Source organism: Acinetobacter sp. 1294243 (assembly GCF_000588015.1).
In the GTDB taxonomy this organism is placed as follows: domain Bacteria; phylum Pseudomonadota; class Gammaproteobacteria; order Pseudomonadales; family Moraxellaceae; genus Acinetobacter; species Acinetobacter pittii.
The window spans coordinates 21,864-43,373 of record NZ_JFXG01000024.1; the positions used below are offsets into that span (position 1 = coordinate 21,864).

Genomic DNA, 21,510 nt, shown 5'->3' on the forward strand with positions numbered 1-21,510 from the left:
GGTGGTGCTGACGCTACAGTCAGCCTTTGTTTACTTTTTATCTTACTTTTGCGTACTTAATACACATTTATCTGTTTTTATAGCCAGTTTCTTCCATGCAGTGACGAAATCATCCTCATTATTCATGCTCTCGTCTACTGGCTGAAAAGTAATGTTACCTAATTTTTGGTATTGACCCTTAGTGGTAAAACTCTCTGCCAACAAACACATCTGATTTTTTGGTCGACTATCATTAAGATACTTAATTTGAGCTGCTGTTGGTGCAACATGAGGGTCATCTGTTAAAGCACCAGCGAATTTTAAGTTTAGTGAACGCTCTAAATATTGATAGGCATCATGATATGCCCAATACGGTTTGCCATTACTTGAACTATCGTAAGCTTGTGCTGCCTGCAACATTTTACGAGCAAATACATTGGCATTATTCCAGTACTTTGCCTTATTTTCAGGATGTTGCTGAGAGCGCAAAGCCGCAATAAAGAAACCAATTCGAACCGCATTGTTAGGCTCTAACCATACATGTGTATCTACTGTATTAGGTAAAGCTACACCACGTGTACTACGCTGGGGCAAAACAGAAACAATGCCACTATCTAATAGTGCAATCGCCTTTTTATTATTACCTAATAATTTATTTAAGGGCGCTTCATGCGCTTTACCCAACCAAATCACCAAAGACGCATCATTAATTGCTTTACGATGCGCTGGAGTTAATTGTACGTCATGCCCAGTTTGTCCCTTTAATAAGAGTTGTGGTTCTTCAACCCCTTGAGTGACTTCTTTTGCAATCAGATAAATCGGGTGTGTAGAAACCACCAAACCCTGACTCCACCCTAACGTACTCAAAAGTGAGAACATACTGAAAACAAAAAAACGGAACATGACAGACCATCAATTTAAATTAGCTCGAAGCATGTTATAATATAACAAAGTTACAAAAATACCTAAGATTAATCGAATGAAGCATCGCTTCATGCTAATATTCCGTTAAAAATTCGAGGTTACCCCTATGAGTTCCTGCTCGCATGAACATCATGATTCTTTGCATGGTGTGCATGATCATCATAATGTCGCAAGTCGTTTAGCTGAAGCAGAAAGTTTATGTTCTGCGACTGGCGCACGCCTTACACCTTTGCGCAAAGAAGTTCTGGAACTCATTTTAAATGCTTCGGGTCCGATGGGTGCCTATGACTTATTGGCACGTATAAAAAGTCAAACTGATCGCCCTGCTGCGCCTCCAACTGTATATAGAACTTTAGATTTCTTATTAGAAAAAGGTCTCATTCACCGCCTAACTTCTATTAATGCGTATATTCCTTGTTGCCACCCGCGTGAAGGCCATCAAGCAGCATTCCTGATTTGTACCGAATGCCATATGGTTAAAGAAGCTTCCTCTCAAGGCCTCACACACCAGCTTGACCAGCTTGCAGCTTCAGATGACTTCGTGGCTCAACACAGCATTATTGAAATTTCGGGGAAATGCCAACAGTGCCGCACAACTCCTTAAATCCTGTATTAATTCAGCTTGAGCAGGTTTCTGTTCATCGTGATGATCGGGATATATTAAAAAAAGTTGATTTTGCCTTACATGAAAATGAAATTGTGTCTTTAATTGGCCCCAATGGCGCTGGCAAATCAACACTGATAAAGGTTCTACTCGGTATTCTCCAGCCGAGTAGTGGGCGTGTTATCAATCATAAAAAACTTAAAATGGCTTATGTGCCACAAAAGTTTAACCCTTCACACAGTCTCCCTTTACGTGTTCAGGACCTTCTTGATTTAGAAAAATGCAGCTCTGCCCTGCGTCAGGAAATTATTCAAGACACAGGTATTTCAAAGTTACAACAATCAAAAGTACAACAACTTTCAGGTGGAGAACGCCAAAGAGTACTATTGGCTCGTGCACTGCTTCGTCAGCCAGATATTTTAGTTCTTGATGAACCCATGCAAGGTCTAGATATTCAGTCAGAAGCGGAACTTTATGATTATGTTCGTAGCCTGCCAGAACGATATGGTTGTGCGATCTTAATTGTCTCTCATGACTTACAATGGGTTATGCAAGGAACACACCGCGTAGTGTGTTTAAATAAACATATTTGCTGTAGTGGGCTACCCGAGAATATTCAGCAACACCCTGAATATCAGGCAATATTTGGAACTCAAAGGGTCTTCTATCAACATCATCATGACCATTGTGCTCACGGTGATGCTGCTCACCCTTGCCCTCATAATGACCGCCCTCATATTCACCCAGAACCGGAAGCTTAAGCCATGATGGAATGGTTACAATTATTGTTGCCCGCATGGATTATGGGAACCCTGCTGGTATTTTTGACTGCACCTCTGGGTTGTTTAATGCTTTGGAGACGCATGTCTTTTTTTGCTGACACGATGGCGCACGGAACACTACTCGGGGTTGCTATTGCAGGAGCCTTAAGTCTTCCATTATGGCTTGGCGTTGCAGGCACAGCGGGTTTACTGGTAGGCGTATTATGGGCTTTACACGACAATCGTTTGCCCAACGATGCTCTGTTAGCCTTATGCTCAGCGACATTACTGTGTAGTGGTTTATTGTTTATTCAACATGTACCAAGTTTAAGACCAGAGCTTTTAAGTTATTTATTTGGCGACTTGCTCAGCATTGATTGGCCTGACCTCCCTGTTTTCACTTTGATTATTGCGATATCACTCGTAATTCTTTACCGTTTTTGGCAGCCACAAATACAGTTTGCAATTGATCCGGATATCGCAATTAGTGAAGGAGTGAATGCAAACTGGCAACGCCTTATTTTCATGCTGTTATTAGCCTTATTTACAGTTTTAGCCTTGCGTGCTGTGGGTTCTTTGCTAATGGGTGCATTACTCGTAATACCAGCCTTAAGTGCTCGTCTATTGGCAAACTCACCAAAGCAAATGGTTATTTGGGCATTCGTGTTAGCCCAGCTCGGTGTTAGTGTCGGTTTATGGTCAAGTGCAGCACTCAATATCTCTACAGGTCTTAGTATTGTTTTATGTATGGCATTAAGTTTTGCTGTTATTTTTATAACTCAAAAAGTAAAAAATCAAACACAGGCGGCTTAACTTAGGACGCCTGATGAACAGTGCTCAATAATAAAGCCGCACAGCTAAACATTACAGCAAAGCCCCGATTTAAATATTTTTGCTGTCTAGGGGATCTAAGTAATCTTAAAACCTTGGATGCCAGCCCCGTATATCCAGCCATTACAATCAAATCGATCGTAATCATAGTGGCTGCCATAATTAGATAATGTATCCATTGAGGCTTACTCAAATCTAAAAACTGCGGCAAAACTGCCAATAAAAATACGATCGCTTTAGGATTACTAATATTGACTACAAAACCATTTAATAGCAGAGCTAAAGCAGATTTATCTCTTTTTTCTTGTTGAATTTCTATATCTTTTACAGGTGCTGTCCACTGCAAATAGGCTAAATATAATAAATAGGCTACGCCAAACCACTTAACGGCCTGAAAAGCTAAAGGAGTCGTTGCAAATAAAACCCCGACACCTGCTGCCACCACCATAATTTGAAGCACCAAGGCAACTTGTAAACCAATTGCATTCCAGTAACCATGTCTAAAGCCATAATTTAGACCACTCGACATTGAGGCAATAGCTCCCGCACCCGGAGAGATACTAATGACCCAACAGGCCAACATATAGGCAAACCAAACTTGCAAAGACATAGTAAAAATAGACAATAAAAGTGGAATTATACTGTTTTATAAAACTATATTGATGAGAATTCAAACAATAAAATCAAGAAATAGACTACTAACCGCTCTTCGCATCAGGCACAATAATTAAAGCTCATACTAAATTATAATTGAGGAGATACCTTCCAATGACTGCTCAATCTGTCATTTTGCCGTTGCCATCAGATCATGCCCGATTTATTGTTCTTCGTTTAAAAGACTTATCAATTGATGAATTAAAAGAACAACTCGAAGCGTTGTTTGAAACACGCGACCGTCTCATTACTCAGCATTCAGACGCGCAAATCAAAACAGCAGTCGCTTTTGGTCCAGAACTTTGGAAGCAACTTTACAGTCAATCTCCTGCTGGCTTTAAACAACTTGAACCAGAAAACGGCGCATTCAACATGCCAGCCGTTCCCGCTGATGTCCTCATCCATATTGCTAGTATGCGTTCTGATATTTGTTTTGCATTAAGCCAAGCATTTTTTGAAGGTATTAAAGATAAAGTTGAAGTTCTTGATGAGCGTGTTTGCTTCCGCTATTTTGATGGCCGAGATATTACAGGCTTTATAGACGGTACAGAAAACCCTCAATTTCCAGATGACCGTGCAGAAACAGCTCTATTGCCAGAAAGCGCGGGAGTTTTTGCTGATGGCAGTTTCATTTTCGCGCAGCGCTATGCACATGACTTAGAAAAATGGAAAAAACTAAAAGTTGATGCTCAAGAAAATGTCATGGGTCGTACTAAGCTTGAGTCAATTGAACTGGATGATGACGTTAAACCAGAAAATGCTCATGTCGCACGTACTGTTGTCGAAGATGATCAAGGCGAAGAAATGGAAATCTTGCGTCATAGTCTGCCTTATGGCGACGGCAGAGGTGATCAGGGTTTATTTTTCATTGCGTACACCAAGGACCTGAATATTATTGATGCCATGTTAAAACGTATGTTTGGTACAAGTGGAGATGGTATCCATGATCGCTTATTGCATTTCGTGACACCACTAGACGGCGCATATTACTTTGCACCTAGTGAAGAATTGCTAGAAGAAGTTTTAGAAGACTAAAATAAAAAAGAGGAGCTTAAGCTCCTCTTTTTACGTTCTCAACCTTAGAAAGGAATACGCTTATATTTGCGGTATTCAGGTTTCCAGAATGATTGATCAATTTTTTGCTGTAGCAAATCATCACTAATCGTTACTGCCACGCCATCGACCATTGCAGCTTTGGCAACTTCAAATGCAATCACTTTAGAGACTTGCTGAATTTCACCTAAAGGTGGCAATAAATCAGCTTGCGGATCTTTCAGTAATGGCGAGCAATTCGCTAAAGCACTACTTGAAGCCATTAACATATTTTCAGTAACGCGTTTAGCACCCGATGCCACCACCCCTAAGCCAATGCCCGGGAAAATGTACGAGTTATTACACTGAGAAATATTATAAAGCTTGCCGTGATGATTCACAGGAGCAAACGGGCTACCTGTTGCAATTAATGCTCTACCTTCAGTCCATTCCACAATATCAGCCGGTACTGCTTCAACACGTGAAGTTGGGTTAGACAATGGCATGACAATTGGGCGTTCACAATTCGCTGCCATGGTCTTAATAATCTCTTCTGTGAAGAGACCTGGTTGACCAGAAACACCAATTAACACTGTAGGCTTCGCATTTTTAACAACATCAAGTAGTGAAATCACTTCTTCAATATTGCCCCACTGATCAACCACCTCAGCTTTTTGTGCTAACTTACGTTGGAAGTCGAGCAAGTTTGGCTGATTCTCAGTGATCAAACCAAAACGGTCTACCATATAAACGCGAGCACGTGCTTCAGAATCAGTCAGACCTTCAGCAACCATTTGCGCAACGATTTGCTCGGCAATACCGCATCCCGCAGAGCCCGCGCCTAAGAAAGCAATTGTTTGATCTTTTAATTGCTTGCCTGCTGCACGACTTGCAGCAATCAAACTACCTACAGATACCGCTGCTGTTCCTTGAATATCATCGTTAAAACAACAAATTTTATCTCGATACTTTTCTAAAAGTGGCATCGCATTTTTTTGAGCGAAATCTTCAAACTGAATTAACGCTTTTGGCCAACGACGCTTCACAGCCTCAATCACCATATCGACAAATGCATAATATTCATCACCACTAATACGTGGCTGACGCCAACCCATATAGATCGGATCATTTAACAATTGTGGATTATTCGTCCCCACATCAATTGTGATTGGCAATGTATAGGCTGGGCTAATTCCACCACAAGCGGTGTAAAGTGAAAGTTTCCCAATAGGAATACCCATACCACCAATACCTTGGTCACCAAGACCTAAAATACGTTCACCATCAGTAATGACGATCACTTTTACATTATTTTTATTTACGTTTTGCAAAATATCATCAATCACATCACGATCTGGATATGAAATGAAAACACCACGATGACGACGATAGATATCAGAGAAACGCTGACATGCCTCACCTACTGTTGGGGTGTAAATAATCGGCATCATTTCTTCAAGATGATTTTCGATTAGATGATAGAACAAGGTTTCATTAGTATCTTGGATATTACGCAGATAGATATGTCGGTTGATATCATCAGTAAAAGCGCAATATTGCTGATAAGAACGCTGGCTCTGCTCTTCAATAGTTTCAATAATATGGGGGAGTAAACCGTGTAAGTTAAAGTTACTTCTTTCTTCTTCAGTGAAAGCCGAACCTTTATTTAAGAGTGGTAACTCTAAAAGTGTAAAACCTGCATATGGAATATAAAGGGGATGTTTACTTGGGTGTCCTGATATCATTGCCTATCTCATTTTCCAGCTTAGAGTAGAGAAAAACACGTTTTGTATGGTCTCTAAAACTCTTTGTGCGTATAAGCTTAAGCCTAATTCGATCAAAATAGATATTTTAAACCATGATGTTAAAATTAAATACTATTTAGTTAAAACATGTTTAAAAATAAATAATAAAAATCAGTATCTTAATATTTTTATGATTTTAAAAATTTCTTTTATTTTCTCAAATTTAAAAGCCATAATTATATGATTTAGCGGCAACAGGTATTTCCTCAGGAAATAGTATTAAATTAAACACGTAATTTACTCACAAAAACTACCCAGAAGGCTTGTAATTCATTATTTTCAGAATAGTAAGGTGATTCATCAACCGACATTCATTTAAAAAATAATCATCAGTAATTTGCATAAAGAATTATTGGAATATTAAATCCCCTCCCCTAAGTCATCGGAAATTTGCTATATTTGACGTTTTTCTGCGACATCTATTTTCGATTGATATGAATACGGCAATACAAGCAGCTCTCGACCATGCAGTGCAAACTCTTCAACAAGAAGGGGTGCTTCCTTCCGACTGGAAAAACACAAGCAACTTAACACGCACCAAAGACCGAAGCCATGGCGACTTTGCTTCTAATATTGCCATGATCGGCTCGAAAGCTGCTGGTATGAAACCACGTGATCTAGCTGAGAAAGTTCTAGCTGCATTACCAGAAGTGGCAGATATCAGTAAAGCTGAAATCGCAGGGCCCGGATTTATTAACTTCTTTTTAAATGCAGACCAGCGTTTTGCTATTCTTGATCAAATTCAAGCACAAAAAGAAATTTTTGGTCGTAGCCAAGCAAATGCAGCGAAAAAGATTCAAGTCGAATTTGTTTCTGCAAACCCAACGTCTAGCCTACACGTAGGTCATGGTCGTGGTGCGGCATACGGTATGACTGTTGCTAATTTACTTGAAGCAACGGGTGCTAAAGTTGACCGTGAGTACTACGTGAATGATGCTGGCCGTCAAATGGATATTTTGGCGACTTCTACTTATTTACGTTATTTGGAACTACTTGGACAAAACCTTGTATTCCCTAAAAATGCATATCAAGGCGATTACGTTAAAGAAATCGCACAAGGCATTATTGATAAAGATGGCGACGCTTACGTTCGTGAAGTTGCGAATGTTTATAAAGATGTACCAGAAGATGTGCAATATGCTGAAGAGCTAGATAGCGAAGGTAACAAAGTCGTTTTATCTGGCGATAAAGAAAAGCATATTGATGGACTTATTGCCAACTCACAACAATTATTAGGTGAAGGCTACCGTGTATTCCACCAAGCTGCTCTTCACGCCATTTTAGATGATATTAAAGATGACCTTGCTGACTTTGGTGTAACGTTCAACCAATGGTTTAGTGAAGCATCTCTTAGTGCAAAAATTGATGAAGCTTTAGAAACACTTGATCAACGTGGCTTCCTTTATCAAAAAGATGGCAACATCTGGTTCAAGTCGACTGAATTTGGTGATGAAAAAGACCGTGTTGTTAAGCGTCGTAATGGCCAAACGACTTACTTTGCATCTGACATTGCATACCACTTAAATAAACTACAACGTGGTTATACTGACCTAATCGATATTTGGGGTTCTGACCACCATGGCTATATTTCTCGCGTAAAAGCGGCGATTGATGCAATGGGTTACGACTCTAAGAAATTGACTGTTCTTTTAGTTCAGTTTGTAAGTTTATGGCGTGGCGGCGAGATGGTTCAAATGTCTTCTCGTTCAGGTCAATTCGTGACTTTACGTGACTTACGTAAAGAAGTGGGCAATGACGCAGCTCGTTTCTACTACGTAATGCGTAAGAGTGAACAACACATCGACTTTGACCTTGACCTTGCTGTTTCACAAAGTAAAGACAATGCTGTGTACTATATTCAATATGCACACGCACGTATTTGTCGTATGTTAGAAAAAGCAGTAAGCACAGATTTACAATTCGATGTAAACGCTGCTCGTCCACATGCAGCTCGCTTGTCTCTTGATGCAGAAACTGAGATTCTTGCTAAACTGGCAGCATACCCAGACACGGTATTACGTGCTGCAAATGCATATGAACCTCATCAGGTTGGTAACTACTTAAAAGAGTTAGCCGCCCTGTTCCACGGTTGGTACAATGAACATAAAGTATTAAGCGATGATGCAGAGCTTACACAAGCCCGTTTATTGCTTTCAATCAATGTACAACAAGTGCTTCGTAATGGTTTAGAATTACTTGGTGTATCTGCACCAGAATCTATGTAATAAATATATTGCATGACAGCAAATTAAAGGTCATGCAATATATAGTCAGCAGTGGTTTGTATAGTTAAAATATCAATACAAACCACTGTTTTTAGCATCGTAAGACGAGACTCAAACTCGAATTAAAAAACAATCAAAATACAGAGGAATAATCCACGTGTTTGGCAAAACGCAACGCGGTGTATCTGAAAGACCTAATAAGCCTAAAAAGCCTCTAATTCCCAAATGGTTAGGGACACTTGTCGCTATTTTGGCGGTCTTATGTATCGCTGTAATGCTTATGCTTTGGAAACCTTGGCAACCTGTTCCTGCGAAAAATCAGATTACTTCTGAACATTATCAAGAAGAAGATACTAATAAAGACTATCGCTTCTACGACCTATTGCCTCAACAACAGGTTACCCCTATTCCTGAACAAGCGATCCCTGAAAGTAAAAATCAAGGCACTGCTATGATCGTTGAGGCACCAAGTACCACTCAACCAGCTGCCTCTGAAAGTGTAGGAATTGACCCGAATCAGTCAGCTACAACTCCTCAGCAACCTACATATATTTTACAAGTTCGTAGTTATAACGATCCTGATCAGGCTGATGCTCGTCGTGCAGAAATCATTTTAAATGGCTTATCTGCTGATGTAGTCAAAAGTACTGAAAACGGACAAACATGGTATCGCGTTATTTCTGGACCGTATGATACTCAAGACGCTGCATTGGCCGCTCAACAAACCTTACAACATAGCGGCATTGATTCTATCGTGATCAAACGCAAGTAAACGGCAAATAAAAAAGGAACAAATAATTGTTCCTTTTCTTTTAAATATCAGCACAATTCCTTTCATTAGAACCAATTCCCTTTTGTTTCGCTTTCTGAAATGCGGGTCTTTGCTGAATACGATGTAAAAAAGCCTGAATATTAGGGTATTTCCCTTGCAAACGTGATTGCAAAGCTTCCAGTGGGAAACTCATTTGAATATCAGCAAATGAAAAGTCACCTGCAAAATATTCATGCTCTGCCAAATAGTTTTCTAAAAAACTAATATGATCTTTCATGCGTGGGCGAACAAAATTTGCCTTCACCCCTTCTGTAATTTTTTTAGCTACTGGCTGAATTAACCATGGCACATGTTTGTTTACACCATTCATGACCAAAGTCATGACTAATAACGGCATAAGTGAACCTTCTGCATAGTGCATCCAGTAAATATACTGCTGTAAATCTTGTGGCTCTTTAGGTTTAAATTGTTGCTTCTGATCATAACGCTGCTGTAAATATTCTAAAATCACAGCAGATTCTGCGATGACTTGTTCATCATCAGTCAAAATTGGAGCTTTACCTAAAGGATGAATACATTTCAATGTTTCTGGAGCGGAATAGTTAGGTAGACGTTGATAATAATGAATATCATAATCTAAGCGCAACTCTTCTAAAGCCCATAGAATTCGAAACGATCGCGAACATTCCAGGTGGTGTACACTAATCATGTTATTGCCTGCTTTTATTTTTCTTTTTTACATAAAAAACAGCATGTGAACATGCTGTTTTATTCCATTTGTGGGATGGATATAAAATCATCCACCTCAACAAAATAGCATTTTTACGCTGTAACAAGCACAGTATGAATGTCTAAACTACGTAACAAAGTTTTAGTGACTGGGGTTTTACCGCATACCGCTAAGATTTTTTGTTGAAGCTCTTCGTTTGGCAAGTCTTTAAAAACAATACGACGTTCTATATGTTCTTCATGTTCTCTATTGGTATGAAAATCGATTTCAACCGAAAACTCACCAAAATCATAACCCTTATGCTTTGCGTACATTCTTAAAGTAATGAGCGTACACGCGGCTAAACTTCCAGTGAGCAAATCATATGGCGCTGGGCCTTGATCTTGCCCTTCTAGCTTCTCTGGCTCATCACAAAAATATTGGTGACGACCACTGGTGATTTCGCCCTTCCATTGTTCAGCAAGGGGCTTTGCTTTACTGCTTGCGATTACTGCTGTCATTTTGATGCTCTCATTTGATCTGGAAGAACAGGGGCTTCTAAACGTGCACCAACATAATCTGGGATTTCACCAAAACGTGCATCATGGTTAATCCATTGCTCACGGGCTTCTTTTAAATCATCCATTGTACGTGCAACAAAGTTCCACCATAGCAAAATTGGAGTCTCAAACGGTTCACCACCAACTAACAGCACACGGTTCCCTTTCTTTACTTCAATTTCGATCTCACTAAGACCAGTATCTAATACCACCATGTTGTCAGCCGTTAACTCATGGCCATTCACATGGGCAACACCATCTAATGCCATAAAACCATATTCAAACTCAGGATTTAATGGAATGCGGGTTTTAGTATCTTCGGTAGCAATGAGGTCAACACCCACTAACGGTGTATGTACCAAGACTGGGGAAGTCGTTGCCAAATATTCACCCACAAGCACGGTAAACTCTAGACCGTCTTTCTCAACAACAGGCAGTTCAGGATAATGTTCAAATTTCGGATCCATGTTGCGCTTAGCATCTGGTAAGGCAATCCAGAGCTGAGCAGCGTGCATTTGAGTTTCAGTATCAGGTGCAACTTCTGTATGTGAAATTCCGTGACCTGCCGTCATTAAATTAACTTGTTTAGGTCGAATCAGTTGTTTTGAGCCTAAGCTATCGGTATGCATCATGGTGCCTTCAATCATCCACGTGAAGGTTTGCAAACCAATATGAGGATGAGGACCAACATCTAAACCATCCCCCGCCGGAAAAGTTACTGGGCCTGCATGATCTAAGAAACACCACGCACCAATCATTCGTTTTTGTCGGCTAGGTAAAGCCCGCTTAATGACTGTCCCCTGTCCAATTTCAGCAGAGCGAATTGGAAATTCCTGAATAAACTGATTGGCAAATTTTTCGCAATCCTTTGAATCAGAAATATCGTAATCATTATTATTGCTCATGATATTACTCTCTTTTACCTATGCTTTTGCAATGAGTCGTTGTAATGATCTTAACAATACACTCATTATTCAATATAGTCTTTTAGTAATACACAGGGTGCTATGAATGAGACAATCATTTGTTAATTACATAAAATTAAAGCTGCATTGAGCAGCTTAAGATGATTGAGTTTTAACGAGCTGTTTTAGGTTTTTCATAAATTGACCAAATTGTGGGAGAAACTCTTGAAATAGTGGGTGGTCACGGTTTTCAAGCATAACCTCACTAAAAAGTTTTAGTCCAACTCCAAAAGATTTTGTTGTTTCATCATCAAAAAAATCTGCTTTTTTTAAGCGTTCAACAATTTCAAAAATATCGTCATGATTTCCCGCATAGAATTCAAGGCGTTCAGTATAAGTAGACGCTTCTCCTTTTGCATTTTTTAAGTGTTGTACCGTGACATGATATTGATGTTGTTTCATATATAAATTCTCTCTTAAAATTAATAACTTTGAAAAATTTCAACTTGTTTAAGGTCGACTTATAGGCGCCCAATCGCAACAGCAGCCTGATCAATTTTTTCGGCAATTTGATAAATCTGCTCTTGCTGTAAACCTGCCGAGTTCAGCTTCAAACGCAAGGCTGTTTTTAGGTTTTCCATTGCACGGTGAATTTCGATTAATTCATCATTACTGTGGATTTCTCGTCTTAAACGTAGTTTTTCTAATAACTCTTTCAACTTGTCTTGTTGTTCAGTTAAGTAAGCCTTCCCAAATTCCGTGATTTGATATTGCTTACGCTCTACATCCAGCAAATTAATCAAATTCATTTCTTCAAGACTGGTTAATGTTGGATAAATTGTTCCTGCGCTTGGCGTATAGCCATCGCCTACCAAATCACTTATTTCTTTAATGATTTCATAGCCATGCTTTGGGTTTTGCTGAATGAGATGAAGTACCAAAAGTTTCATGCGTCCAGCTTCAAAAAGTCTTCCACGGCGTCCCGAACGATGATGTTCAGTATGATGCTGTTCTGATTGTTGCTTCATCTTTTAAGATCCAAAATGATCAATTTATAATTATTAAGATATATCTTAATATATCTTTGATCAAGTAAAAGTAATAAGAGTTGTTCTATTGGTTTGATAGTTATCAAAATTAATTTTGAGCTTTAAAATCTAAGTAATAAAAAAGAGTGCTTAAGCACTCTTATATAGCCACATGTTTAGCAAAGTCGGTAAATAAAGCCAGAATCAAAAATTATTATGTGATCAGATTTCTTTTCTGCTCAAACTGCTCTTCAATTTTTGAACTCAAAAAATTGACAATAGGCTGCAAAGCATAATGCTCCTCTTGCCAATTTTGTTTGCCGATTTCCCCTCTATATTCCTGTATAAGTCGCTGCAATACGAATTTCTGCTCATCAGGAAGCTGAGACATAACCCATCGTGCAGCATTGTCTTTTGAAGCAATATCCTTCATCACTAAACTAAAATAGATCCGGCATAAAGCTAAAATCTGGTTTCTTTCATCTGCATCTTCATCCCAATACGCTACAATTTCGGGATAAGTGTCAGACATTGCTTGCCATAGTTCTTGATCAGAAATTTCAGGTGCCCATTGGTTTAAAGCTGGCCCAAATAAAACTGTATGATGAGATCTCGCTTTTCTAAGCAATATACTAATATCTGGGTCTTTCTGTGAGCTCAGTGTGCCACCTTCTTTGAGCTCTTCACGCAGCCATTCACCAAATTGCATTTCATAACTTAAAGGATAAATTCCAGACTGAATCTCATCTTTTAATAAAATAGTAACTTCTAATGGTCTTTGTAATTCCCCAACAGGCTGTGAAATTTTTAGTAATTCTTGTGCAAGCTGCTCACGTAAAGCAGAAGTTAATGGTTGAGTGACCACGACCAGTACATCAAGATCACTTTCTGGCCCTAAACCACCGTCAACAGCTGAACCATAAAGATAAATTGCAAATAATGATTCCGCTAAAAGTTGCTGTAATTTTTCTTGTAGATATTCTAACTGAATTAAATCAGGCATCTCTCACCTCCTTCGGAAGAAACAGATATAAAAAAGGCAGGATTAAATCCTGCCTTTTCATTTAATTATTCCCACTCAATCGTTGCTGGTGGTTTAGATGACACGTCGTATACAACACGTGATACATCTTTAATTTCATTCATAATACGTGTTGAGATTTTATCAACTAATTCGTATGGTAAATGTGCAAAACGAGCTGTCATAAAGTCAACTGTTTCAACTGCACGAAGTGCGATTACCCATGCATAACGACGACCATCACCTACTACGCCAACTGACTTAACTGGTTGGAAAACAGCAAATGCTTGAGCAGTTTTATCATACCAACCACTGTCACGAAGCTCTTGCATGAAGATGTCATCAGCAAGACGAAGAATATCAGCATATTCTTTCTTCACTTCACCCAAAATACGAACACCTAAACCAGGCCCTGGGAATGGATGACGGTAAATCATGCTATGTGGCAAACCAAGTGTAGTACCTAACTTACGAACTTCATCTTTGAACAAGTCACGTAAAGGTTCTACCAATTCAAATGCTAAATCTTCTGGTAAACCACCCACGTTGTGGTGTGATTTAATTACGTGTGCTTTACCTTGTTTGCTTGCAGCAGATTCGATTACGTCTGGGTAAATCGTACCTTGTGCCAAGAATTTCACGCCATCAAGTTTACGTGCTTCTTCAGCAAATACTTCGATGAATTCACGGCCAATGATTTTACGTTTTTTCTCTGGATCAACTTCACCAGCCAATGCAGTTAAGAAACGTTGTTCAGCATCTGCACGAATAACACGGATACCCATGTTTTCAGCAAACATTTGCATCACTTGGTCACCTTCGTTTAAACGAAGTAAACCATTATCAACAAATACACATGTTAACTGGTCGCCAATTGCTTTGTGTAAAAGCGCAGCAACGACAGATGAGTCAACACCACCAGAAAGACCTAAAAGAACTTTTTCATTACCAATTTGTTCACGTAATTGTTCTACACGTAAATCAATGATGTGTTCAGGCGTCCAAAGACCGCCACATCCACAAATTTTATGAACGAAGTTTGCAAGTAACTCTTCACCTTTTGCCGTGTGTGTTACTTCTGGGTGGAATTGCACGCCATAGAAACGACGCGCTTCATCACTTACAGCAGCAACTGGACAGCTTGGTGTGCTTGCAGTAATGGTAAAGCCTTCTGGAATCTGGCTAACTTTGTCACCATGACTCATCCAAACATGAAGTTGGTTTTCACGGTCTTGTAAGTTACCAATCAGTTGGTCGCGTTTAACGATATCAACTTCGGCATAACCAAACTCATGTACAGTACCTGGCTCAACTTTACCGCCTAACTGTTCAGACATGGTTTGCAAGCCATAGCAAATACCCAATACTGGAACGCCTAACTCAAACACTACTTGTGGTGCGCGAGGGCTGCCTTCTTCATGCACACTCTCAGGTCCACCTGACAAAATAATGCCATTTGGCTTAAAAGCGCGAATGTCTTCTTCAGACATATCAAAAGCATACATTTCAGAGTAAACACCAGCTTCACGTACACGACGTGCAATGAGCTGACTATATTGAGAGCCGAAATCCAGAATCAGGATACGATCTTCAGTAATTTGAGTATTGGTAGTCATGACAAACCACTAAATGGCAAAAGAATTAAGCGCGCCATTTTAACATTTTTCGCGCTTCGGCGCACCGCAAATCATCATATATCTTATTTTTTTCATATCAGAATCATTTCTATAATTGGATTGTTTGATATAAATCAAAATTTACTTATATTTATCAACTGTATGGGTTACGCTTAAAAACTCCATGTGTATTGATAAATTCATCACATTCTATGCAACATCACCTTGAATTTGATGTTAAGATGAGCCGATAAAACAGGCATTACCATGGAAAGGTAAATACCATAAGCGATATTTGTCTGTGCTTAAACAATTATCCATTTTTATGGCTTTTTGCCCCCTATCAAAATCAATAGAAATCTAAGGAACAACAATGCTTCAAACTATGATTGCAGATTTCCAGCAACATTTTTGGTTGTATGTCTCTATTCCTTTTATGAGTGGTTTAATTGGCTATATCACCAAGGTGGTTGCCATCCAGATGATGTTTTCACCACTTGAATTTAAAGGTATTAAACCATTTTTGGGTTGGCAAGGCATCGTGCCTCGCAAAGCCGAGAAAATGGCAACCATTGCTGTTGAGCTCATGACAGCAAAGCTCATTAAGCCTGAAGAAATTTTTGCACGCCTAGATCCTAAACGTATTGCCAAAGAAATAGAAAAACCCCTACTTGCAGCGGCTGAAGATATTACCCGTGACGTTGCTCAAGAGTATCAGCCTGGTTTATGGGAAGGCATGCCAGAATTTGCTCGCCAAAGACTCATCCGTCGTGTGCAATCAAAAGCACCAGAAATTGTTGAACACATCATGAGCGAAGTACAACGTGATGTGAATCGATACTTTGATATTAAACATCTTGTTATCAGTAACTTGCTTAAAGATAAACGTTTACTGAACAATATTTTTAAACGTGTAGGGAAACAAGAATTTAAATTTTTCAGTAATGTAGGTTTTGTATTTGGCTTCGGTATTGGTGTGATTCAGATGCTGTGCTGGATTGTCACTCAAGGAAAATATCCTTGGATGCTACCTTTGTTTGGTGGTTTTGTGGGTTTCTTCAGTGACTGGATTGCACTACAAATGATGTTTAGACCACTTTATCCTAAAAAGATATTGGGTTACACATGGCAAGGGCTGTTTATTAAACGTCAAAATGAAGTTGCAGCTGACTATGCAGCTTTAATTTCTAAACAGCTTTTGACTTCACGTCACATGATGGAAGAGTTATTTTCGGGTACACATTCTGCACGTGTTATTGATCTGGTTAACCGCCATGTTAAACAAGAAATTGATATGCAAGCTGGGGTTATTCGTCCGTTAGTTGTATATGCAATTGGCGGAGAAAAATATCAGAATATGAAATCACAAGTTGCTGAACGTATTATGCAACAGCTTCCAGAGACGATGAAATATGTAGAGTCTTATGCAGAAGATGCAATGAATATTCGTAGCACACTCATTGAACGTATGCAAAAATTAACACCTTCTGAATTTGAAGGGATGTTACGTCCTGCATTTAAAGAAGATGAGTGGGCCTTGATTGCAGTCGGCGCAGTTCTTGGTTTCGTGGTTGGGGAATTGCAAATCCAATTTATGCTTTAATTTTTAAAATAAAGAAATAATAAAACCGGATGAATTGCTCATCCGGTTTTTATTTTGTCTTGAATATTATTTCTCGATTGCATGATCCAGACTAATACGGCCAGCACCATGAAGCATTAGGAAGAATAAACCACCTGCCATTGCTAAGTTTTTCATAAAGTGGATGCCATTATTGTATTGTGCCGCTGCATCAGCCCCACCTTGGTGGAACAAGAATGCAGTTAAAATACTAAAGATACCAAGACCAAAAGCTGCAAAGCGTGCTTGGAAACCAAATAACAAGGCTAAACCACCACCAAACTCAACCAAGATCACTAAAGGAAGAATCCCACCTGGTACACCCATTGCTTCCATATATCCTGCAGTTGCTGCATAACCGGTAATTTTCCCCCAACCAGCAACAAGGAAGATATAAGCCATAAGAAGACGAGCAATAAGGCTAATAAAACTGTCCGCGCCTGATTGCGTTACGATATTTTTGACCACTACATTTGGATTAAACATTTTGCCACCTTTATTTAAATGCTTATTTATTGATGAGCTCATTCTAGGTTTGGGACATTGATAATTAAATACTCAAAATCCATATATATCGTTGCACAAACAGGATGATCAATTTGTATATTTTTGATGTTTTATACTGACTTTCTATAGGGTCACTGCTAGGATTTGAGCACGGTTTACCACTTAATCATCTCATGGAACTTCTTGATTTTATTCTACACGTTGATCAACATCTCGCCGAGTTTATTACAAATTACGGGACGTGGATTTATGGCATTTTATTTTTAATTATCTTTGTCGAAACCGGTTTAGTGGTTATGCCGTTTTTACCGGGAGATAGTTTACTATTTGCAGCTGGTGCTTTAGCAGCATCTACAGGTGCGATGGATCCATGGTTATTGGGTGCTCTACTCTTCATTGCTGCCGTTTTAGGCGATACAGTGAACTACCATATTGGTCGTTTTATCGGTCCACGTGTATTTGAAATGAATTCACGATTCATTAATAAGCAGCATTTAATTAAAACTCAAGAATTCTTTGCTCGTCATGGTGGCAAGACGATTATTTTTGCTCGCTTTGTTCCATTTGCCCGTACTTTTGCCCCTTTTGTTGCGGGTGCTGGTAGCATGAACTATAAGTTTTTCTTAACTTATAATGTGATTGGCGCATTTTGTTGGGTCGCTTCTTTTGTGGCGTTGGGCTATCTATTTGGAAATATGCCAATCGTTAAAGATAACTTCACTCATCTTATTTTTGGCATCATTATTATTAGTGTTTTACCGGGCATCATCGGCTTTATACGTGAAAAGCTAAAAAGCCGTAAAACCAATGCTTAAGGCTTAATTTAGAAGAAACGGAATACCACTGGAAGCATACATAAAATAAGCAACATAGCCGATCCTTTATATAAATGATCGGCTTTTATTTTTTGTACTGGGCCCGTTAATAGTGCACGTCCAAAAATCATCCAGAAACTCGCAGCTGGAATGAGCGTCAATGTAAAAATACCAAATACCATTAGACAATTTTCAGGCGAATTCCATGTTTCGGCAGGGAAAATACCTGCAGCAAAAAGTAAAGATTTCGGATTTTTTAAGGTTGAGAAGAATAATTGACGTGGGCGAATGTTACGGTGAGTTTGACTAAATTGTTGTAAATGGGTGGTTTTCCATAATCGGAATGCCATCCAGAACACATACGCCACACTTATAATATGTAAAATGAGCAATAACGCCGGCCAAACTGGTGCTGCCAAATGAATAAACACAGCCCAAAAGCTAATACCGTAGGCATAGCCTAACCATTCCATAGGAATAAGCCAAAATGCTTTAGATAAACCTTGAGAATGAGCAGCGGTTGCAAGTAAAGCATTTGTCGGCCCAGGAATGAGCAAAACAGCCAACATTGCCAATACAAAAAACCAACTCTCAATCATAAAGTTTCCATAATATCCAAGATGGGGCCACCTTAAACGAAACAGGCAAAATATAGCAAGTTTATAAGGCTTTTTGATTACAGAAAATACAGAATTTTGGAAGCTTAAAAATTGATAAACCACTTATTTATATTAATTTTATTATGAAACATTTTGCTAAACTTTATTCATCACAACATGCCTTAGTTAGCATATTGTGATGTAAAGTTGACTATTAATTGGTCTTTTTACGGACAATAATTGGACAATTCTTAAACTGAGCAGCCTGAACAATTGCTTCTTGTTGACCTAAAACACGTGAAAGTTCGGTATTTTTCGTTGAAGAAGACTGTCCCATATTTACAGAAATAGATGGACCGAATCCCCAACCACCTCGTCCCCAGCCACCACCGAGTCCAAGACCAACACCCATACCTGTACTTTTTGGAGTTTGCACGCCATTGTCGATATATTGCTGAATACGGTTATATTCACTTTGTAGCTGTTGGCAGCTCAAAGATTGATATTGTGTCGGAGACACATAAGTCGGTTTTACCGTTGTAGCACAAGCGCCAAGGAGTAAAGTGGCTGCCACCAAAGGCGCAATATATAAGCCTTTCATCATTTTTCTCTTATCGTTTTGGCTCAATCTCACCAAACAATGTCTCATAAGCTTGAGTCAATTTATGTTCGGGTGCCAAATGGGCCAAAGGTAAATTTTTCTGATGCGATTCTTTCATCAAAATCGAAGGCGGTAACATGCTATTGAGTACAGGCAACCCTTCATCTTTTAACTGCTGAACCACTTCCCGAGGTAATTTTGCTTGGGATTGGAATTGATTCACCACAATTCCTTCAATTTCCAAGCGATCATTATGATCATCTTGCGTTTCGAGAACATTTTCAATCAATGTTTGTAACGCACGCTTTGAAAAAACATCACAGTCGAAAGGAATAAGTACTTTATCTGCCGCAATCAGAGCAGAAAGAGTAAAAAAGTTAAATGCTGGTGGTGTGTCTATATAAATACGGTCATATCGCCCAACTAAGTTTTGGATCGAATCACGTAATTTATAAATTTTATGTTTACTTTCAAGCGCATGTTCAAGCGCGCCAAGTGTAGGGCTTGCTGGAAGCACATCTAATTTTGCAAAAGGAGTTGAATGAACAAAACTGTCGAGATCTTTATTTCTTGGAGCTTTTAAAATTGAACCTAATGCGTTACCGATTAAACCCTTTTGTTGATTGTTGCCCAACACATCATCAAAGAAATTTTCGATATTTGGCTCTAAAATTGATTTTTCAGCAGAATAGGTTGCTTCGTCACCTAAAAGATACTGACTAGAATTGGCTTGAGGATCAAGATCGATCACCAATGTTCTTAAGCCATGTTTGGCACTAATTGCAGCCAAATTTACAGTAATACTTGATTTCCCTACACCGCCTTTTTGGTTAAACACCACACGAGTTAACATGTTTCCCTCTGCATATTATTTTACTGTACGCAGTTTAACCTAGAGCTTAATCAAAAAGGCAAAGAATGTAGAACAATTAAGCAAAAACAGGTTTCACAATCACTAAGATAATAATAGCAATAAATGCAATCGCACTAATGACTAAACCTGCACGGCGCTGTGCCAACAAAAGAGTGTCATCTTTTTTAAAGGCTTTCATCAAGGAAGATAACAACACTAAAAATAGAATAATTTTAGCGTAAAACCACGGTTGTACTTGAAAGTCTTTCATGACTAACAAAATTGCACCCGTAATGAAAACCACGGTAAATGACAAATGTTGTAAGGCAACTAATACTTTACGCCCTGCTGGATTGGGTTGTTCACCTTGAACACCTATAAACAGAGTTGAAGCGCGTAAAACAAAGACCATAAGTGCAGCAGCTACCGCAGTCATATGAATAATTTTAGTGAGTAAATGTGCATCCATGAAATTAACCCTTAGCTTTTAGGTGCATGTGCACATTCTGGGCTAGCAGGTGCTTGACCTTGCCACTCACTTGGCAAATAAGCATGAATCGCTAAAGCATGAATTTGGCCTGGATTCATTAAATCAGAAGCTAACGCGTATACTTTTTGATGACGTTGAACTAAACGCAATCCATTAAATTCGTTGCTCACTATAATCACTTTAAAATGAGATTCCTTGCCTGGAAAATAACCACCGTGCCCGGCAGACTCATTGATCACTTCCAAATGACTAGGTGCAAGTGTTTGTAACCGTTCAATCAACTGTTGTTCAAGGCTCATAGCTTTTCCTTTTACGATTATTCGTATATTTGAACCTAGTATACCTTGTCTACACACAAACAAAAGTTGCTCTTGTATGCTTTGACTTCAAACAAAATGTCTATTTATTCGGCAACTTAACAACAAAAATACCGCTAAATGGTCATTTCTGTTTTTATTTTATGCAATCAGCATAATTATTTGCATAAAGTTGTTGACCCTTGTTTTGCTTAATGTATTATAAGCGGCACGCGGGAATAGCTCAGTTGGTAGAGCATAACCTTGCCAAGGTTGGGGTCGCGAGTTCGAGTCTCGTTTCC

Annotated in this window: 24 protein-coding genes; 8 read left to right on the forward strand and 16 right to left on the reverse strand. The window is 39.0% G+C overall.

The window, feature by feature from the left end; all coding sequences use genetic code 11:
- Positions 1-42 precede the first annotated feature (42 nt).
- Positions 43-882: a metal ABC transporter substrate-binding protein gene (locus tag J655_RS22220; protein WP_005804756.1), complete on the reverse strand. Its 840-nt coding sequence runs from the start codon at positions 880-882 to the stop codon at positions 43-45.
- Positions 883-1,009: 127 nt separating this feature from the next.
- Here J655_RS22220 and J655_RS22225 point away from each other — a divergent pair, with 127 nt between their 5' ends.
- From J655_RS22225 to znuB, 3 genes are read left to right on the forward strand one after another with little or no spacing between them, the layout of a single operon-like run.
- Positions 1,010-1,507 carry a transcriptional repressor gene (locus J655_RS22225; RefSeq protein ID WP_002114130.1) on the forward strand — a complete coding sequence of 166 codons (498 nt, stop codon included), beginning with the start codon at positions 1,010-1,012 and terminating at the stop codon, positions 1,505-1,507.
- Positions 1,480-2,268, forward strand: a complete 789-nt coding sequence (gene znuC, locus J655_RS22230) for a zinc ABC transporter ATP-binding protein ZnuC (protein WP_005804757.1) — start codon at positions 1,480-1,482, stop codon at positions 2,266-2,268. Before J655_RS22225 ends, znuC begins: the two co-directional genes overlap by 28 nt.
- A gap of 3 nt (positions 2,269-2,271) precedes the next feature.
- Positions 2,272-3,081 (forward strand): zinc ABC transporter permease subunit ZnuB, encoded by an 810-nt coding sequence (gene znuB / locus J655_RS22235; RefSeq protein WP_032053193.1) that lies wholly within the window; start codon positions 2,272-2,274, stop codon positions 3,079-3,081.
- 1 nt (position 3,082) lies between these two features.
- Here znuB and J655_RS22240 read toward each other — a convergent pair whose 3' ends face one another.
- Positions 3,083-3,709 (reverse strand): LysE family transporter, encoded by a 627-nt coding sequence (locus J655_RS22240; protein WP_032053195.1) that lies wholly within the window; start codon positions 3,707-3,709, stop codon positions 3,083-3,085.
- A 158-nt stretch (positions 3,710-3,867) separates the two neighbouring features.
- On the opposite strand from J655_RS22240, the gene J655_RS22245 reads away from it, so the two are divergent.
- A complete protein-coding gene (locus J655_RS22245) occupies positions 3,868-4,788 on the forward strand; it encodes a Dyp-type peroxidase (RefSeq protein ID WP_005804760.1) in 921 nt (306 codons plus the stop codon).
- 44 nt (positions 4,789-4,832) lie between these two features.
- On the opposite strand, the gene J655_RS22250 is transcribed toward J655_RS22245, so the two are convergent.
- Positions 4,833-6,530 (reverse strand): NAD-dependent malic enzyme, encoded by a 1,698-nt coding sequence (locus J655_RS22250; RefSeq protein ID WP_005804761.1) that lies wholly within the window; start codon positions 6,528-6,530, stop codon positions 4,833-4,835.
- A 494-nt stretch (positions 6,531-7,024) separates the two neighbouring features.
- Between J655_RS22250 and argS the strand changes: the two genes are divergently transcribed.
- Both argS and J655_RS22260 read left to right on the forward strand, forming a co-directional pair.
- The gene (gene argS / locus J655_RS22255; protein ID WP_017482407.1) at positions 7,025-8,815 is read left to right on the forward strand and encodes an arginine--tRNA ligase; all 1,791 of its coding nucleotides are present in this window, start codon (positions 7,025-7,027) and stop codon (positions 8,813-8,815) included.
- A gap of 157 nt (positions 8,816-8,972) precedes the next feature.
- Positions 8,973-9,587, forward strand: coding sequence for an SPOR domain-containing protein (locus J655_RS22260; RefSeq protein ID WP_005804763.1), 615 nt, complete (start codon positions 8,973-8,975; stop codon positions 9,585-9,587).
- 40 nt (positions 9,588-9,627) lie between these two features.
- Here the strand turns inward: J655_RS22260 and J655_RS22265 are convergent, their stop codons facing one another.
- The 7 genes from J655_RS22265 to guaA all read right to left on the reverse strand — a co-directional run bounded on the left by J655_RS22265 (position 9,628) and on the right by guaA (position 15,426).
- Positions 9,628-10,296 carry a glutathione S-transferase gene (locus J655_RS22265; RefSeq protein WP_005071984.1) on the reverse strand — a complete coding sequence of 223 codons (669 nt, stop codon included), beginning with the start codon at positions 10,294-10,296 and terminating at the stop codon, positions 9,628-9,630.
- Positions 10,297-10,409: 113 nt separating this feature from the next.
- Positions 10,410-10,817, reverse strand: a complete 408-nt coding sequence (locus J655_RS22270; protein ID WP_002114081.1) for an OsmC family protein — start codon at positions 10,815-10,817, stop codon at positions 10,410-10,412.
- Complete coding sequence (locus J655_RS22275; protein ID WP_005071982.1) at positions 10,814-11,761, reverse strand: pirin family protein; 948 nt, start codon at positions 11,759-11,761, stop codon at positions 10,814-10,816. The genes J655_RS22270 and J655_RS22275 overlap by 4 nt, the downstream gene beginning before the upstream one ends.
- A gap of 156 nt (positions 11,762-11,917) precedes the next feature.
- Positions 11,918-12,223: a DUF3861 domain-containing protein gene (locus tag J655_RS22280; RefSeq protein ID WP_002114086.1), complete on the reverse strand. Its 306-nt coding sequence runs from the start codon at positions 12,221-12,223 to the stop codon at positions 11,918-11,920.
- 59 nt (positions 12,224-12,282) lie between these two features.
- Positions 12,283-12,789, reverse strand: coding sequence for a PadR family transcriptional regulator (locus J655_RS22285; protein WP_005804764.1), 507 nt, complete (start codon positions 12,787-12,789; stop codon positions 12,283-12,285).
- A 214-nt stretch (positions 12,790-13,003) separates the two neighbouring features.
- Positions 13,004-13,792: an ANT(3'')-II family aminoglycoside nucleotidyltransferase gene (locus J655_RS22290; RefSeq protein WP_005804765.1), complete on the reverse strand. Its 789-nt coding sequence runs from the start codon at positions 13,790-13,792 to the stop codon at positions 13,004-13,006.
- 65 nt (positions 13,793-13,857) lie between these two features.
- Complete coding sequence (guaA, locus tag J655_RS22295; RefSeq protein ID WP_002114136.1) at positions 13,858-15,426, reverse strand: glutamine-hydrolyzing GMP synthase; 1,569 nt, start codon at positions 15,424-15,426, stop codon at positions 13,858-13,860.
- A gap of 385 nt (positions 15,427-15,811) precedes the next feature.
- Between guaA and J655_RS22300 the strand changes: the two genes are divergently transcribed.
- Positions 15,812-17,029, forward strand: coding sequence for a DUF445 domain-containing protein (locus J655_RS22300; RefSeq protein WP_014208114.1), 1,218 nt, complete (start codon positions 15,812-15,814; stop codon positions 17,027-17,029).
- A 66-nt stretch (positions 17,030-17,095) separates the two neighbouring features.
- Here J655_RS22300 and J655_RS22305 read toward each other — a convergent pair whose 3' ends face one another.
- On the reverse strand, positions 17,096-17,533 hold the full coding sequence (locus tag J655_RS22305; protein ID WP_002114126.1) for a DoxX family protein: 438 nt from the start codon (positions 17,531-17,533) through the stop codon (positions 17,096-17,098).
- A 194-nt stretch (positions 17,534-17,727) separates the two neighbouring features.
- Here J655_RS22305 and J655_RS22310 point away from each other — a divergent pair, with 194 nt between their 5' ends.
- Positions 17,728-18,369, forward strand: coding sequence for a DedA family protein (locus tag J655_RS22310; protein WP_005071971.1), 642 nt, complete (start codon positions 17,728-17,730; stop codon positions 18,367-18,369).
- 8 nt (positions 18,370-18,377) lie between these two features.
- Here J655_RS22310 and J655_RS22315 read toward each other — a convergent pair whose 3' ends face one another.
- From J655_RS22315 to J655_RS22335, 5 genes are all read right to left on the reverse strand, one after another.
- Positions 18,378-18,968, reverse strand: coding sequence for a LysE family translocator (locus J655_RS22315; RefSeq protein ID WP_005804766.1), 591 nt, complete (start codon positions 18,966-18,968; stop codon positions 18,378-18,380).
- 214 nt (positions 18,969-19,182) lie between these two features.
- On the reverse strand, positions 19,183-19,569 hold the full coding sequence (locus J655_RS22320; RefSeq protein ID WP_002114091.1) for a hypothetical protein: 387 nt from the start codon (positions 19,567-19,569) through the stop codon (positions 19,183-19,185).
- 10 nt (positions 19,570-19,579) lie between these two features.
- Positions 19,580-20,422: a ParA family protein gene (locus J655_RS22325; RefSeq protein WP_005071966.1), complete on the reverse strand. Its 843-nt coding sequence runs from the start codon at positions 20,420-20,422 to the stop codon at positions 19,580-19,582.
- Positions 20,423-20,498: 76 nt separating this feature from the next.
- Positions 20,499-20,891, reverse strand: a complete 393-nt coding sequence (locus J655_RS22330) for a SirB2 family protein (RefSeq protein WP_005071964.1) — start codon at positions 20,889-20,891, stop codon at positions 20,499-20,501.
- Positions 20,892-20,902: 11 nt separating this feature from the next.
- Positions 20,903-21,211 (reverse strand): BolA family protein, encoded by a 309-nt coding sequence (locus J655_RS22335; RefSeq protein ID WP_005804768.1) that lies wholly within the window; start codon positions 21,209-21,211, stop codon positions 20,903-20,905.
- Positions 21,212-21,510: the final 299 nt, after the last annotated feature.

What these genes read in the sequence shown, in the direction of transcription:
- J655_RS22310 (WP_005071971.1), top strand. Translation starts at nt 17,728, where the DNA reads ATGGAACTTCTTGATTTTATTCTACACGTTGATCAACATCTCGCCGAG.
- J655_RS22250 (WP_005804761.1), bottom strand. Translation starts at nt 6,530, where the DNA reads ATGATATCAGGACACCCAAGTAAACATCCCCTTTATATTCCATATGCA.
- guaA (WP_002114136.1), bottom strand. Translation starts at nt 15,426, where the DNA reads ATGACTACCAATACTCAAATTACTGAAGATCGTATCCTGATTCTGGAT.
- J655_RS22220 (WP_005804756.1), bottom strand. Translation starts at nt 882, where the DNA reads ATGTTCCGTTTTTTTGTTTTCAGTATGTTCTCACTTTTGAGTACGTTA.
- J655_RS22330 (WP_005071964.1), bottom strand. Translation starts at nt 20,891, where the DNA reads ATGGATGCACATTTACTCACTAAAATTATTCATATGACTGCGGTAGCT.
- J655_RS22245 (WP_005804760.1), top strand. Translation starts at nt 3,868, where the DNA reads ATGACTGCTCAATCTGTCATTTTGCCGTTGCCATCAGATCATGCCCGA.
- J655_RS22265 (WP_005071984.1), bottom strand. Translation starts at nt 10,296, where the DNA reads ATGATTAGTGTACACCACCTGGAATGTTCGCGATCGTTTCGAATTCTA.
- J655_RS22325 (WP_005071966.1), bottom strand. Translation starts at nt 20,422, where the DNA reads ATGTTAACTCGTGTGGTGTTTAACCAAAAAGGCGGTGTAGGGAAATCA.
- J655_RS22240 (WP_032053195.1), bottom strand. Translation starts at nt 3,709, where the DNA reads ATGTCTTTGCAAGTTTGGTTTGCCTATATGTTGGCCTGTTGGGTCATT.
- znuC (WP_005804757.1), top strand. Translation starts at nt 1,480, where the DNA reads ATGCCAACAGTGCCGCACAACTCCTTAAATCCTGTATTAATTCAGCTT.
- J655_RS22275 (WP_005071982.1), bottom strand. Translation starts at nt 11,761, where the DNA reads ATGAGCAATAATAATGATTACGATATTTCTGATTCAAAGGATTGCGAA.
- znuB (WP_032053193.1), top strand. Translation starts at nt 2,272, where the DNA reads ATGATGGAATGGTTACAATTATTGTTGCCCGCATGGATTATGGGAACC.
- J655_RS22270 (WP_002114081.1), bottom strand. Translation starts at nt 10,817, where the DNA reads ATGACAGCAGTAATCGCAAGCAGTAAAGCAAAGCCCCTTGCTGAACAA.
- J655_RS22290 (WP_005804765.1), bottom strand. Translation starts at nt 13,792, where the DNA reads ATGCCTGATTTAATTCAGTTAGAATATCTACAAGAAAAATTACAGCAA.
- J655_RS22280 (WP_002114086.1), bottom strand. Translation starts at nt 12,223, where the DNA reads ATGAAACAACATCAATATCATGTCACGGTACAACACTTAAAAAATGCA.
- J655_RS22315 (WP_005804766.1), bottom strand. Translation starts at nt 18,968, where the DNA reads ATGATTGAGAGTTGGTTTTTTGTATTGGCAATGTTGGCTGTTTTGCTC.
- J655_RS22285 (WP_005804764.1), bottom strand. Translation starts at nt 12,789, where the DNA reads ATGAAGCAACAATCAGAACAGCATCATACTGAACATCATCGTTCGGGA.
- J655_RS22305 (WP_002114126.1), bottom strand. Translation starts at nt 17,533, where the DNA reads ATGTTTAATCCAAATGTAGTGGTCAAAAATATCGTAACGCAATCAGGC.
- J655_RS22335 (WP_005804768.1), bottom strand. Translation starts at nt 21,211, where the DNA reads ATGAGCCTTGAACAACAGTTGATTGAACGGTTACAAACACTTGCACCT.
- argS (WP_017482407.1), top strand. Translation starts at nt 7,025, where the DNA reads ATGAATACGGCAATACAAGCAGCTCTCGACCATGCAGTGCAAACTCTT.
- J655_RS22225 (WP_002114130.1), top strand. Translation starts at nt 1,010, where the DNA reads ATGAGTTCCTGCTCGCATGAACATCATGATTCTTTGCATGGTGTGCAT.
- J655_RS22300 (WP_014208114.1), top strand. Translation starts at nt 15,812, where the DNA reads ATGATTGCAGATTTCCAGCAACATTTTTGGTTGTATGTCTCTATTCCT.
- J655_RS22320 (WP_002114091.1), bottom strand. Translation starts at nt 19,569, where the DNA reads ATGAAAGGCTTATATATTGCGCCTTTGGTGGCAGCCACTTTACTCCTT.